10 protein-coding genes, 2 pseudogenes and 1 riboswitch are annotated in these 12,143 nt (G+C 72.2%); of the genes and pseudogenes, 8 read left to right on the top strand and 4 right to left on the bottom strand.

The window, feature by feature from the left end:
* The 5 genes and pseudogenes from IE252_RS42235 to IE252_RS42215 all read left to right on the top strand — a co-directional run.
* Nucleotides 1–164 (top strand): annotated as a pseudogene (locus IE252_RS42235) (flavodoxin-dependent (E)-4-hydroxy-3-methylbut-2-enyl-diphosphate synthase); the annotation flags it as partial.
* A 44-nt stretch (nucleotides 165–208) separates the two neighbouring features.
* Entirely contained in the window at nucleotides 209–2,116 is a 1,908-nt protein-coding gene (gene dxs / locus IE252_RS42230) for a 1-deoxy-D-xylulose-5-phosphate synthase (RefSeq protein ID WP_190094834.1), read from the top strand.
* Complete coding sequence (locus IE252_RS42225) at nucleotides 2,113–3,510, top strand: aspartate aminotransferase family protein (RefSeq protein WP_190094833.1); 1,398 nt, start codon at nucleotides 2,113–2,115, stop codon at nucleotides 3,508–3,510. The genes dxs and IE252_RS42225 overlap by 4 nt, the downstream gene beginning before the upstream one ends.
* A 62-nt stretch (nucleotides 3,511–3,572) precedes the next feature.
* Nucleotides 3,573–4,181 (top strand): helix-turn-helix domain-containing protein, encoded by a 609-nt coding sequence (locus IE252_RS42220; protein WP_190094832.1) that lies wholly within the window; start codon nucleotides 3,573–3,575, stop codon nucleotides 4,179–4,181.
* 10 nt (nucleotides 4,182–4,191) lie between these two features.
* On the top strand, nucleotides 4,192–4,335 hold the full coding sequence (locus tag IE252_RS42215) for a DUF6126 family protein (RefSeq protein WP_180357314.1): 144 nt from the start codon (nucleotides 4,192–4,194) through the stop codon (nucleotides 4,333–4,335).
* A gap of 4 nt (nucleotides 4,336–4,339) precedes the next feature.
* Here IE252_RS42215 and IE252_RS42210 read toward each other — a convergent pair whose 3' ends face one another.
* Nucleotides 4,340–5,155: a tyrosine-protein phosphatase gene (locus IE252_RS42210; protein WP_229849157.1), complete on the bottom strand. Its 816-nt coding sequence runs from the start codon at nucleotides 5,153–5,155 to the stop codon at nucleotides 4,340–4,342.
* 196 nt (nucleotides 5,156–5,351) lie between these two features.
* Between IE252_RS42210 and IE252_RS42205 the strand changes: the two genes are divergently transcribed.
* The 3 genes from IE252_RS42205 (at nucleotide 5,352) to IE252_RS42195 (ending at nucleotide 9,868) form a co-directional block, all read left to right on the top strand.
* Complete coding sequence (locus IE252_RS42205; protein WP_190094830.1) at nucleotides 5,352–7,466, top strand: alpha-galactosidase; 2,115 nt, start codon at nucleotides 5,352–5,354, stop codon at nucleotides 7,464–7,466.
* Between the two features lie 388 nt (nucleotides 7,467–7,854).
* Nucleotides 7,855–8,020: riboswitch (cyclic di-AMP (ydaO/yuaA leader) on the top strand.
* A 4-nt stretch (nucleotides 8,021–8,024) separates the two neighbouring features.
* On the top strand, nucleotides 8,025–8,945 hold the full coding sequence (locus IE252_RS42200; RefSeq protein WP_190094829.1) for a M23 family metallopeptidase: 921 nt from the start codon (nucleotides 8,025–8,027) through the stop codon (nucleotides 8,943–8,945).
* A 131-nt stretch (nucleotides 8,946–9,076) separates the two neighbouring features.
* The gene (locus tag IE252_RS42195; protein WP_190094828.1) at nucleotides 9,077–9,868 is read left to right on the top strand and encodes an SGNH/GDSL hydrolase family protein; all 792 of its coding nucleotides are present in this window, start codon (nucleotides 9,077–9,079) and stop codon (nucleotides 9,866–9,868) included.
* Between the two features lie 64 nt (nucleotides 9,869–9,932).
* Here IE252_RS42195 and IE252_RS42190 read toward each other — a convergent pair whose 3' ends face one another.
* From IE252_RS42190 to IE252_RS43805, 3 genes and pseudogenes are all read right to left on the bottom strand, one after another.
* Complete coding sequence (locus IE252_RS42190) at nucleotides 9,933–10,925, bottom strand: NAD-dependent epimerase/dehydratase family protein (RefSeq protein WP_190094827.1); 993 nt, start codon at nucleotides 10,923–10,925, stop codon at nucleotides 9,933–9,935.
* A gap of 80 nt (nucleotides 10,926–11,005) precedes the next feature.
* On the bottom strand, nucleotides 11,006–11,791 hold the full coding sequence (locus tag IE252_RS42185) for a polysaccharide deacetylase family protein (RefSeq protein WP_190094826.1): 786 nt from the start codon (nucleotides 11,789–11,791) through the stop codon (nucleotides 11,006–11,008).
* A gap of 120 nt (nucleotides 11,792–11,911) precedes the next feature.
* Nucleotides 11,912–12,143 (bottom strand): annotated as a pseudogene (locus tag IE252_RS43805) (pentapeptide repeat-containing protein); the annotation flags it as partial.

The following is a 12,143-nucleotide window of genomic DNA, read 5'->3' as shown; positions in this document are numbered from 1 at the left end:
CGGGCAACGGCAAGGGGCAGATCTTCGTGAAGGGTGAGGTCATCAAGACCGTGCCCGAGTCGAAGATCGTCGAGACGCTGATCGAGGAGGCGATGAAGATCGCCCAGGAGATGGAGGGGGAGGGCGTCGCCTCCGGCGTCCCGAGCGTCACCGCCCGGGGCTGACCGGCACCACCGAGAGCTGAACGGGATCCGAAGGGGGCTCCAGCGTGACGATCTTGGAGAATGTTCGGGGGCCGCACGACCTGAAGGCGCTGGACGGCGCCGAACTCACCACGCTGTCCCAGGAGATCAGGGAGTTCCTGATCCACGCGGTGGCGCGGACCGGGGGCCATCTCGGGCCCAACCTGGGGGTGGTGGAGCTCTCCATCGCCCTCCACCGCACCTTCGACTCGCCGGTCGACCGCATCCTGTGGGACACCGGCCACCAGAGCTACGTACACAAACTGCTCACCGGGCGCCAGGACTTCTCCAAGCTGCGCTGCAAGGGCGGGCTCTCCGGCTACCCCTCGCGCGCCGAGTCCGAGCACGACGTCATCGAGAACTCGCACGCCTCGACCGTGCTCGGCTGGGCCGACGGGCTCGCCAAGGCCAACCAGATCCTGAAGAGGGACGCCCACGTCGTCGCGGTGATCGGCGACGGCGCGCTGACCGGCGGCATGGCCTGGGAGGCCCTCAACAACATCGCGGCCGCCAAGGACCGGCCGCTGATCATCGTCGTCAACGACAACGAGCGCTCGTACGGCCCCACCATCGGCGGCCTCGCCAACCACCTGGCGACCCTGCGCACCACCGACGGGTACGAGCGGTTCCTGGCCTGGGGCAAGCAGGTGCTCCAGCAGACGCCGGTGGTGGGGCGGCCGCTGTACGAGTCGCTGCACGGCGCCAAGAAGGGGTTCAAGGACGCGTTCGCGCCGCAGGGGATGTTCGAGGACCTGGGGCTGAAGTACGTGGGGCCCATCGACGGGCATGACATCGAGGCCGTCGAGTCGGCGCTGCGGCGCGCCAAGCGCTTCCACGGCCCCGTCCTGGTGCACTGCCTCACCGAGAAGGGGCGAGGCTACCAGCCCGCCCTGGACGACGAGGCCGACCGCTTCCACGCGGTCGGCGCGATGGACCCGCTGACCTGCGAACCGCTGCCGCCGTCCAACGGCCCGTCCTGGACCTCGGTGTTCGGCAAGGAGCTGGCCGCGCTCGGCGAGGAGCGGCCGGACGTCGTGGCGATCACCGCGGCGATGCTCCACCCCACCGGGCTCACCGAGTTCGCCGCGCGCTTCCCCGACCGGGTCTGGGACGTCGGGATCGCCGAGCAGCACGCGGCCGTCTCGGCGGCCGGGCTCGCCACCGGCGGCCTGCACCCGGTCGTCGCCGTCTACGCCACCTTCCTCAACCGCGCCTTCGACCAGGTCCTGATGGACGTGGCCCTGCACAGGTGCGGGGTGACGTTCGTGCTGGACCGGGCCGGGATCACCGGGGTCGACGGCGCCTCCCACAACGGCATGTGGGACCTGTCCGTCCTCCAGGTCGTGCCGGGGCTGCGGATCGCCGCCCCGCGCGACGCGGCCCAGCTGCGGGCCCAGCTGCGCGAGGCCGTCGAGGTCGACGACGCCCCGACGGTGCTGCGCTTCCCCAAGGAGTCGGTCGGCCCGGACATCCCCGCGCTGGAGCGCGTCGGCGCCATGGACGTGCTGCGCCGCGACGAGGACGCCGAGGTGCTGCTCGTGGCGGTCGGGGTGCTCGCACCCGTCTGCCTCCAGGCCGCCGACCTGCTCGCCGGGCGCGGCATCCGGTGCACGGTGGTGGACCCCCGCTGGGTCAAGCCCGTCGACGAGCAGCTGGCGCCGCTGGCCGAGCGGCACGCGCTGGTCGCGGTAGTGGAGGACAACAGCCGTGCCGGGGGCGTCGGCTGGGCCGTCGGGCAGGCGCTGCGGGACGCCGGGGTGGACACCCCGCTGCGCACCTTCGGCATCCCCGGGCAGTTCCTCGCGCACGCCAAGCGCGCCGAGGTCCTCGCCGACATCGGGCTCACCCCGGTGGAGGTCGCGGGACGGATCAGCGCCGCGCTGGCGGCGCGCCAGGACGCCGCCGCGGCGGCCGAGAAGGAGAACGACGGATGACGGACGGCGGACCCAAGGGCTTCGACCTGGCCCGGCTCCTCGCCGAGCGCGGGGCCGAACGCTACGAGCTGCACACGAAATACCTCAACCACCAGCTGCCGCGCATGCTCCACACCATCGGCTTCGACAAGGTCTACGAGCGGGCCGAGGGCGCGTACTTCTGGGACGCGGACGGCCAGGACTACCTGGACATGCTCGCCGGTTTCGGGGTGATGGGCCTGGGCCGCCACCACCCCGTCGTACGCAAGGCGCTCCACGACGTGCTGGACGCCTCGCTCGCGGACCTCACCCGCTTCGACTGCCAGCCGCTGCCCGGTCTGCTCGCCGAGAGGCTGCTCGCCCACAGCCCGCACCTGGACCGGGTGTTCTTCGGCAACAGCGGTACGGAGGCGGTGGAGACCGCCCTGAAGTTCGCCCGGTACGCCACCGGCCGGCCCAGGGTCCTCTACTGCACCCACGCCTTCCACGGCCTGACCACCGGCTCGCTCTCGGTCAACGGCGAGTCGGGCTTCCGCGACGGCTTCGCCCCGCTGCTGCCCGACACGGCGGTCCCGCTGGGCGATCTCGCCGCCCTGGAGCGGGAGTTGAAGCGCGGGGACGTGGCCGCGCTGATCGTCGAGCCGATCCAGGGCAAGGGCGTCCACGAGGCCCCGCCCGGCTATCTGCTCGCCGCGCAGGAGCTGCTCCACCAGCACAAGGCGCTGCTGATCGCGGACGAGGTGCAGACCGGGCTCGGCAGGACCGGCGACTTCTACGCGTACCAGCACGACGAGGGCGTCGAGCCGGACCTCGTCTGCGTCGCCAAGGCGCTCTCCGGCGGCTATGTGCCGGTCGGCGCCACTCTCGGCAAGGAGTGGATCTTCAAGAAGGTCTATTCGTCGATGGACCGCGTCCTGGTCCACTCCGCCAGCTTCGGCTCCAACGCCCAGGCGATGGCGGCGGGCCTCGCGGTGCTGTCGGTGATGGAGGACGAGGAGACCGTCGCCAACGCGCGCGCCACCGGCGACCTCCTCAGGTCCCGGCTCGCCGCGCTGGTCGACCGCTACGAGCTGCTGCACGACGTGCGCGGGCGCGGCCTGATGATCGGCATCGAGTTCGGCAAGCCGTCCTCGATGCGGCTGCGCGGCCGCTGGACCATGCTCCAGACCGCCCGCAAGGGCCTGTTCGCGCAGATGGTCGTGGTACCGCTGCTCCAGAAGCACCGCATCCTCACGCAAGTCTCCGGCGACCACCTGGAAGTGATCAAACTGATCCCGCCGCTGACGATCGGCGAGCGCGAGGTGGACCGCTTCGTGGAGGCGTTCACCGCGGTCATGGATGACGCACACGGCGGGGGAGGCCTGATGTGGGACTTCGGGAAGACCTTGGTGAAGCAGGCGGTGGCGAACCGGTAGGGGACTTTGCCTCTGGGGCAAAAAATTTGCCCCAGAGGCAACCCGCTGACTGAATGGAGTGCATGAGCACTCCCGCCGAAGGCGCCGGGGAGCCGGTCGGCCCCGCGCTCCCCGATGTCGCCCCGCGCCTGCGCGAGCTGCGGCGGCGCCGGGGCCTCACCCTGGAGGCCGCCGCCCCGCGGGCCGGTCTCTCACCGGCGCATCTCTCCCGGCTGGAGACGGGCGCCCGCCAGCCCTCGCTGCCGATGCTGCTCGCGCTCGCCCGTACCTACGGTACGACGGTCTCCGAGCTGCTGGGGGAGATGCCGCCCGAGCGCGAGCCCGTCATCCGGGGCGGCCGCGCCGAGCCCGCCGAGGCCGACGGGTGGACCTACCACCGGGCGGGCCACCCGGGCCGGGCCATGCAGGCGCTGCGCGTGGAGGTCCCGTACGGCATCCAGCGCGAGCTCGTCCGCGTCCACCCCGGCGAGGAGTGGCTGTACGTCCTGTCCGGGCGGCTGCGGCTCACCCTCGGGGACGCCGCGCACGAGCTCGACCCCGGCGACAGCGCGCACTTCGACTCGCTCACCCCGCACCGGATCTCCGCCGTCTCGCACGGTGGGGCCGCGTTCCTGTTCGTCCACACCCTGCTCCAGAGCCCCGATCCGCATCCGCACCATCCGCACGGCTGAGAGGTACGACATGTCGCAGAACCAGGGACGGTCCGGCGCGAGCACCCAGGAGACGAAGTTCCCCCGGGGGCTCGTGATCCGCCTCTTCGCGTACTTGATCGCGGGGCACATCTTCGCGGCCTTCCTCTACCTCCTGTTCACGGTGGGGAAGTGAGCCCCTACGCCGCGTCCTCCACCAGGCGGTCCCGCAGCCGCTCCCGCGTCTCCTCCGTCAGGCCCAGGCCCTCCGTCAGATAGCGGTCCGTGCTGCCCCACGTCTCCTCGATCGTGTCGAACGCCGCGTGCAGATAGGTCGCCCGGGCGTCGAAGAGGGGGTTCAGCAGCTCCACGATCTCCGCGCTCAGCCCGGCCGGGGAGGTGTCGCTGCGGTGCATCTTGTAGCGGCGGTGCGGGTCGTTGGACTTGAGGTAGTCCGCCTCGATGGCCTCCCGCTCGACGCCCACCGCGAGCAGCGACACCGCGATCGACAGGCCCGCGCGGTCCTTGCCCGCCGCGCAGTGCATCAGGGCCGGGACGCTGTCCTCGGCGAGCGCGTGCAGCACCCGGCTGTGCTCGGCCGTGCGCTCGCGGATGATCGTCCGGTACGAGCGGGCCATCCGGTCGGCGCCCCGGCCCTCGGAGAGGACCGACCGCAGCTGGTTGATGTCGCCGTCGCGGACCATCTTCCAGAACTCGGCCCCGTCGGCGGGGTCCGTCAGCGGTATGTTCACGTTGCGCACCCCCGGCAGGTCCACGTCCGGGCCCTCCAGCCGCTGGTCCGCCGCGTTGCGGAAGTCGAAGATGGTGTGCAGCCCCAGGGTGGTGAGGAAGGCCGCGTCCTGCTCGGTCGCGTGTGCCAGGTGGCCGCTGCGGAAGAGCCGTCCGTGCCGCAGCCGGCGGCCGTCCACGGTCGGCAGTCCGCCCACATCACGGAAGTTGCGCACCCCGGAGAGCTCGGGTTCGGTCGAAGGGATCTGCGGAGTCTGCTGCGTCACGTTGGCTCCTGATGTGGTTCGAAAAAAGATCACGCCGCCTCGATCCGACGATACGACATGGGTTCCCGGGGCAATCATCTCGACGGCCGGACCGGAAGGCGAGCCCCGCGCACCCGTTGCCCTCACGGGTGCTGCCCCCCGATGCTGGTGCTGATGTTCGTGCCTGTGCGTACCTGTGCGGAACTGGGGGTCGAGGATGATCGAGACCGCGGACGGCGGACGGGTGTGGCTGCTCTCCGGCCGCACCAGCGGCTATGCGCTGCACCTCACGGACCACGGGGAGCTCCTGCACCTGCACTGGGGCCCGCGCCTGGCCCTCGCCGACGCCGAGGCGCTGGCCGCCCAACCCCTGCCGCCCTACTGGCCCTTCGAGTCACCACTGGATGGTCAGGAGGAGTACGTGGTGGAGGGCGGGCCCCGTTTTACGCGCCCCGCGCTCTCCGTACGCACCCCCCGGGCGCGCGGCACCGAATGGACCTTCGAGAGTGCCGCGGTCGACGGCGACGAGCTGCGGCTGCGGTTCACCGACGCCGTGCACCGGCTGGGGCTCACCCTGCACTACCGGATGCGCGACGACGCCGACGTCGTCGAGCGCTGGGCGACCGTCGCCCACGAGGGCGCGCCCGGGGACCCGGACCTGGAGCTGCTGCGGGCCGACGCCGCCGTGTGGACGCTGCCGCTGCGCGACGGCTGGCGGCTCGGCCAGCTGCACGGCCGCTGGGCGGCCGAGTCCCGGCTCGTACGGGCCGAGCTGACCCCGGGCGACAAGGTGCTCGGCAGCCGCCGCGGCCACACCGGCCACCAGCACCTGCCGTGGGTCGCCCTGGACGCCGAGGGCGCCGCCACGGAGGAGAGCGGCGAGGTGTACGGGTGCGCGCTCGGCTGGTCCGGGTCCTGGCGCATCGCCGTACAGCACCTGCCCGACGGCCGGGTGCAGATCAGCGGCGGCGCCGGGTACGACGACTCCGGGCTGCTGTCGCTGGCGCCCGGCGCCTCGTACACCACTCCGGTCTTCGCCGGGCTGTGGAGCCCGGACGGCTTCGGCGGGGCCAGCCGGGAGTGGCACGCCTGGCAGCTGGCCCGGGTGATCCCGGACGCCGAGCGGCTGCGGCCGGTGCTCTTCAACTCCTGGGAGGCCACCGGGTTCGCCATCTCCGAGCCGCAGCAGCGGGCGCTCGCGCACCGGGCGGCCGCGCTGGGCGTCGAGCTGTTCGTCGTCGACGACGGCTGGTTCGGGGAGCGCACCCACGACGCGGCCGGGCTCGGCGACTGGACGCCCAACCCCGACCGCTTCCCCGGCGGCCTGAAGCCCCTCGCCGACGAAGTGCATTCGCTGGGCATGCGGTTCGGGATCTGGGTCGAGCCGGAGATGGTCAACCCGGACAGCGCGTTGTACCGGGCGCACCCGGAGTGGGTGCAGCACCAGAGCGGACGCCGCCGCACCGAGTTCCGCAATCAGCTGGTCCTCAACCTCGCCCGCCAGGACGTGCGGGAACACCTGTGGGAGCAGTTGGACAGCCTGCTGTCGAGCGCGCCCGTCGACTATGTGAAGTGGGACTTCAACCGCTGCTTCACCGACGCGGGCTGGCCCGGCGAGGAGTATCCGCAGAAGCTCTGGATCGAGCATGTCCGGGCGCTGTACGACCTGTTGGACCGGCTGCGGGCCGCGCACCCCTCGGTCGACTTCGAGTCCTGCTCGGGCGGCGGCGGCCGGATCGACCTCGGCATCCTCTCCCGTACGGACCAGGTGTGGACCTCCGACAACACCGACCCGCTGGACCGGCTCGCCATCCAGGACGGCTTCAGCCAGCTGCACCCGGCGCGGGTGATGGCCGCCTGGGTCACCGACAGCCCCAACACCCTGCTCAACGGCCGCCGCAGCAGCCTGCGCTTCCGTTTCGTCAGCGCGATGGCCGGGGTGCTCGGCGTCGGCGGGGACCTCACCCGGTGGAGCGAGGAGGAACTGACCGAGGCGCGCGGGTGGGTGGAGCTGTACAAGGCGATCCGGCCGGTGGTGCAGCTCGGGGCCCAGTACCGGCTGCGGCCGCCGCGCGGCGGGCTCAGCGCCGTCCAGTACGTACACGGCGACGACACCGTGGTCCTCGCCCACCTCCAGGCCCAGCACCACGGCGAGCGGCCCCCGGCCGTGCGGCTGCGCGGCCTGGATCCGGCGGTGGCCTATCGGTGCCTGGACACCGGGGCCGTACACAGGGGAGCGGTATTGCTGCACCGGGGGCTGGACACCGGGCTGCGGGGCGATCTTGATGCGGCGGTGTTCCGTTTCCGGCGGCTCGGTGAGCACCCGGCATAAGGAATGCGCATTCTGGGCGAGGGAAAAGATCTTCCTCGGGATGTATTGGTCAAAACTGGACAGAGTGGGGCGATGAGTGGCGTGACGGGGTGAATGGGCGGGAACTTTCGTCCGGATTGGGTGATTTGATGGAGCCTGTCCATCTCCCGGGCGGGAAAGGGGGGTTGCCCGTGAGCAGGGTCATATCCGTGACGTTCCGTGGTGGCGGCCCCGAATGAATTCCCCCGTCCGGCGGGGCCTGTTGGGAATTCCGGTCGACGCAGGGTGACCGCAATTCCCGGCTGAATTCCCAGCCGGGAATGCCGAGGGGGAATGGGTACTTGTCGTGGCCCGCCGGGCTCGCTTACGGTCACCGCAATCCGGGTGGACCGCCGAATCCTGCCACCGCTCGGAATCCGCACCCATCCACGCGTGGCAGGAGCGGGGGACCCAGGTAAGCGCCGTCCGGAATTCCGGCACGGCTCGGGGTGAAGCCGGAGCACCGCACGCGGTGCCCGGCCGGGCAGCTCCAGCCCGAACCCGACAGCTCACCTCGCAGGCGCCGGAGAGGAATCCGCCATGCCCGCGAAGGGTAAGCACCGCCGTCCCCAGTCCAGCCCGATATCCCGGGGCATGGTCGCCGCCGGTACGGGCGGCGCCGCACTCGCCATCCCGCTGCTCGGCGCCACCGGCGCGCACGCCGCGGTGAAGACGGCGGCCCCCGCCGCCGCCCCGCAGCAGGCCGCCCGCGCCTCTGCCGCTCCGGCCGCCGCCCCGCAGGCCGCGCCCACCACGTACAAGGTCAAGAGCGGCGACTGCCTGTCGCGGATCGCCGAGGACCACCGGCTCGGCGGCTGGCAGCGGCTCTACCAGGACAACCGCGAGGTCGTCGGCTCCGACCCGTCGCTGATCCGCCCGGGCATGAAGCTCGTCCTCGGCGCGAAGGCCAAGGCCGGCGGCTCGTCGCACGGCTCCGCCAAGGCGAGCGGCTCGCACGACTCCGGTACGAAGGCGTCGGCTCCCCAGGCGTCGAAGGCGTCCCAGGCCGCCGCCGACACCGCCCCGGCCACCACCGCGAACCAGGGCTCCTCCTCCGGCTTCCGCGCCCCGCTCGACAGTGTGAGCATCGGCACCCCGTACCGCATGGCCGGGTCCATGTGGTCCAGCGGCTACCACACGGGCGTCGACTTCGCGGCCGAGACCGGCACCACGGTCAAGGCCGTCGGCGCGGGCACGGTCGTCTCGGCCGGCTGGGGCGGCGCGTACGGCAACCAGGTCGTCATCCAGCACGCCGACGGCATGTACTCGCAGTACGCCCACCTCTCGCAGCTCTCCGTCTCGGCCGGGCAGACCGTCACCGAGGGGCAGCAGCTCGGGCTCTCCGGCGCCACCGGCAACGTCACCGGCCCGCACCTGCACTTCGAGATCCGCACCACGCCCGACTACGGCTCGGACGTCGACCCGCTCGCCTACCTCCGCCAGCAGGGCGCCAGCCTCTGACAGCCGTTGTTCCGGCCGGGAATTGGCGCGTATTCCCGCTGCGGGAAACTGACCGGGTGGTCTATATCACCCACCGTCAACCCCTCCTTACGGTCGCGTAGGTCACACCCGTAAGGGAAAGATATGGTCTCGTGGCAGACGATTCGAGATCATTCAACAGCGGTACGTTCGGGTCGTACACGGCGATCGGCGACAGCTTCACGGAAGGCGTCGGCGACCCCGGCCCGGACGGGGCGTTCGTCGGCTGGGCGGACCGGTTCGCCGTGCTACTGGCAGACCAGCGACCGGAGGGGGCCTTTCGCTACGCCAATCTCGCTGTCCGCGGCAGGCTCCTCGACCAGATCGTCGAGGAGCAGGTGCCGAGGGCCAAGGAGCTCGCGCCCGACCTGGTGAGCTTCTGCGCGGGGGGCAACGACATCATCCGGCCGGGCAGCGACCCGGACGACGTGGCCGAGCGCTTCGAGCGCGCCGTGGCCGACCTGAAGAGCGCGATCCCGACGGTCATGGTGACCACCGGGTTCGACACCCGCGGGGTGCCGGTCTTCAAGCACCTGCGGGGCAAGGTCGCCACGTACACCGCGCACGTGCGCTCCATCGCGGACCGGTACGGGTGCCCGGTGCTCGACCTGTGGTCGCTCAAGTCCGTGCAGGACAGGCGGGCGTGGGACGACGACCGGTTGCACCTGTCGCCGGAGGGGCACACCCGGGTCGCGCTGCGCGCCGCGCAGGTGCTGGGGCTGCCGGTCCCGGCCGACCCGGACCAGTCGTGGCCCCCGATGCCGCCGCGCAACACGCTGGACGTGCGGCGCGACGACATCCACTGGGCGCGCGAGCACCTGGTGCCGTGGATCGGCCGGCGGCTGCGGGGCGAGAGCTCGGGCGACCACGTGGAGCCCAAGCGCCCGGACCTGCTGCCGCTCTGACGGTCCGTCGGGTCAGCTCGTAGCTCCTGACGGACCGTCGTACGGGCGGCGCCGCGCGCACGGCTCAGCCGTGCAGCAGCTTGCGTTCCGTCTCCGGGTCGAGGCCGACCCGGGGGCGGTCCGGCCGCTGCGGCGGCTCGCCGCCGATCGACTCCAGCCAGGCCCAGGTGTCGGCGACCGTCTGCTCGACGGGACGGCAGCGCAGCCCCGAGAGCACGGCCTTCCACACGTTCGAGCCGTGCATAGTGCCGTGCAGCTCGCCCGGCGGGATCCACACCGGCAGGTGGTTCCACGGCTCGACCCCGGCGGCCAGGATCGGCTCCGGGTCCGTCCAGCGCAGCTCGGCGCCGCCGCCGGTCACCCGCGCGCACGCCTCCAGGAGCTCGCCCATGGTGGTGTGGTCCGGCGGGGAGACCAGGTTGTACGGGCCGCAGAGCCCGAAGTCGGCGGCGCTGACGATCCACTCCGCCAGGTCCCGGGCGTCGATGAACTGGACCGGCAGATCGCGCGGCCCCGGCGCGAGCACCTCGCCGCCGCGCGCCATGCGCCCCAGCCACCACGGCAGCCGCCCGATGTTCTCCCACGGGCCGAGGATCAGCCCCGCGCGCACCAGGAGCGAGCGGTCCGGGCCGAACTCCCGCACGGCGGCCAGCTCGCCGCCCCGCTTGGCCTGCGGATACGGCACGTCGTCCCCGGCGTCGGGGGAGCCGTCGACCAGCGTCGCGCCCTCGTCGGCCCCGGCCGGGACCGGGTGCTCGTAGACCGAGCGGCTGGACACGTACACGTACCGGGCGACGCGCCCGTCGGCGAGCAGCCGCGCGGCGTCGCGGACCGCGGAGGGCGCCCCCGACCAGGTGTCCACGACCACGTCCCACCGCCCGTCGGCGAGCGCCGCCAGACCGTCCTCGGCCGTCCGGTCGCCGATCAGCGCGTGCACGCCCGCGGGCGGCTCGTGGCGGCCCCGGTGGAACACCGTCACCTCGTGCCCGCGCGCCACCGCGGCCTCGGCCACGGCGCGGCCGACGAATTCCGTACCACCCAGTATCAGGAGCTTCATGGCCGCAACTCTGCCTGCCGGAACGGCTCCTGAGAACCGTTGCATGCTGAGGGCGAAATCCGGACCGGGCCCGGGGAGCGTCAGGGGCGGTAGAGCTGGCCGGGCTTCGGGGCGGCGGGGGAGAGCAGCTGGGGCACGGTCACGAAGGTGAAGCCGCGCGCCTTCAGCGCGTCGATGATCCCGGGCACGGCGGGCACGGTCCCGTCGTAGATGTCGTGCAGCAGGATGATGCCGTCGCGGTCGGCCTGGTCGAGGATGCGCTCGGTGATCAGGGCCGAGTCGTTGGTGGAGTAGTCCTTGGCGGTCGCGCTCCACAGGATCTGCGAGAGCCCCAGCTCCTCGCTGACCTTGGTGACCTCCTTGTTGGTACGGCCCTGCGGCGGCCGCATCAGCACCGGCTTGCGGCCGGTCAGCGCGGCCACCGCCTCCTGGGTGCGGTTGAGCTCGGTGCGGATCTCGGCGGGCTTCAGCTTGTCCAGGCGCTCGTGCGACCAGGTGTGGTTGGCGACCTCGTGGCCCTCGGCGGCGATGCGGCGCACGGTGTCGGGGTGCTTCTCGACGTGGTTCTTGCCGAGCAGGAAGAAGGTGGCGTGCACCCTCTTCTCCTTGAGCGTGTCCAGCAGTTGGGGCGTCTTCGCGCCCGGCCCCGCGTCGAAGGTCAGGGCTATGCACTTGGCCCTGCGGCAGTCCACCCCGGCCGCGGCGCCCGCCGCGGCCTTGCTGTCGAGCGCGTCGTTGCGGGCGGAGCGGGGCGAGACGGCGCCGTCGGAGCAGCCGGTCAGCGTCAGACCGAGCGCGGCCACCGCGACCAGCGCGGCGGCCGCCCGTCCCCGGGCACGACGGACTTCGGAATTGCTGCTGCGCATGACGCGCCTCCCCTTCGGCCTGGACCAGAACATGACCCGGACTATACGCGAGGTGTATACACGCGGTGCATAGTGGGGTGCCGTAAGAGCGCAGGTGAGGGGGCTGGGCGGGCGATCCGGCTACTTGCGGCGGGACCCGGCCGGGCCGGAGCCCCTGCGCCGGGAGGGGCCGGGCTTGCGGGAGGGGCCGCCCTTGGGAGCCGGGGAGGAGCCCTCGCGCCCGGACGGCGCGGGCGAGGCCGAGGCGCTCCAGTGCGACGGGCGCTCCAGGCCGGTCGGGAGGAGGGTGGCGGCGTCGCCCTTGGCGGCGTTGACCTGGGTCTGGGTGAGGAAGAGGCAGTCGGTGAGGTCC

This window comes from Streptomyces melanogenes (assembly GCF_014649795.1).
GTDB classification, from domain to species: domain Bacteria; phylum Actinomycetota; class Actinomycetes; order Streptomycetales; family Streptomycetaceae; genus Streptomyces; species Streptomyces noboritoensis.
Note: the sequence above shows the minus strand (reverse complement) of the source record. Positions and strands in the feature narration are given on the sequence as shown.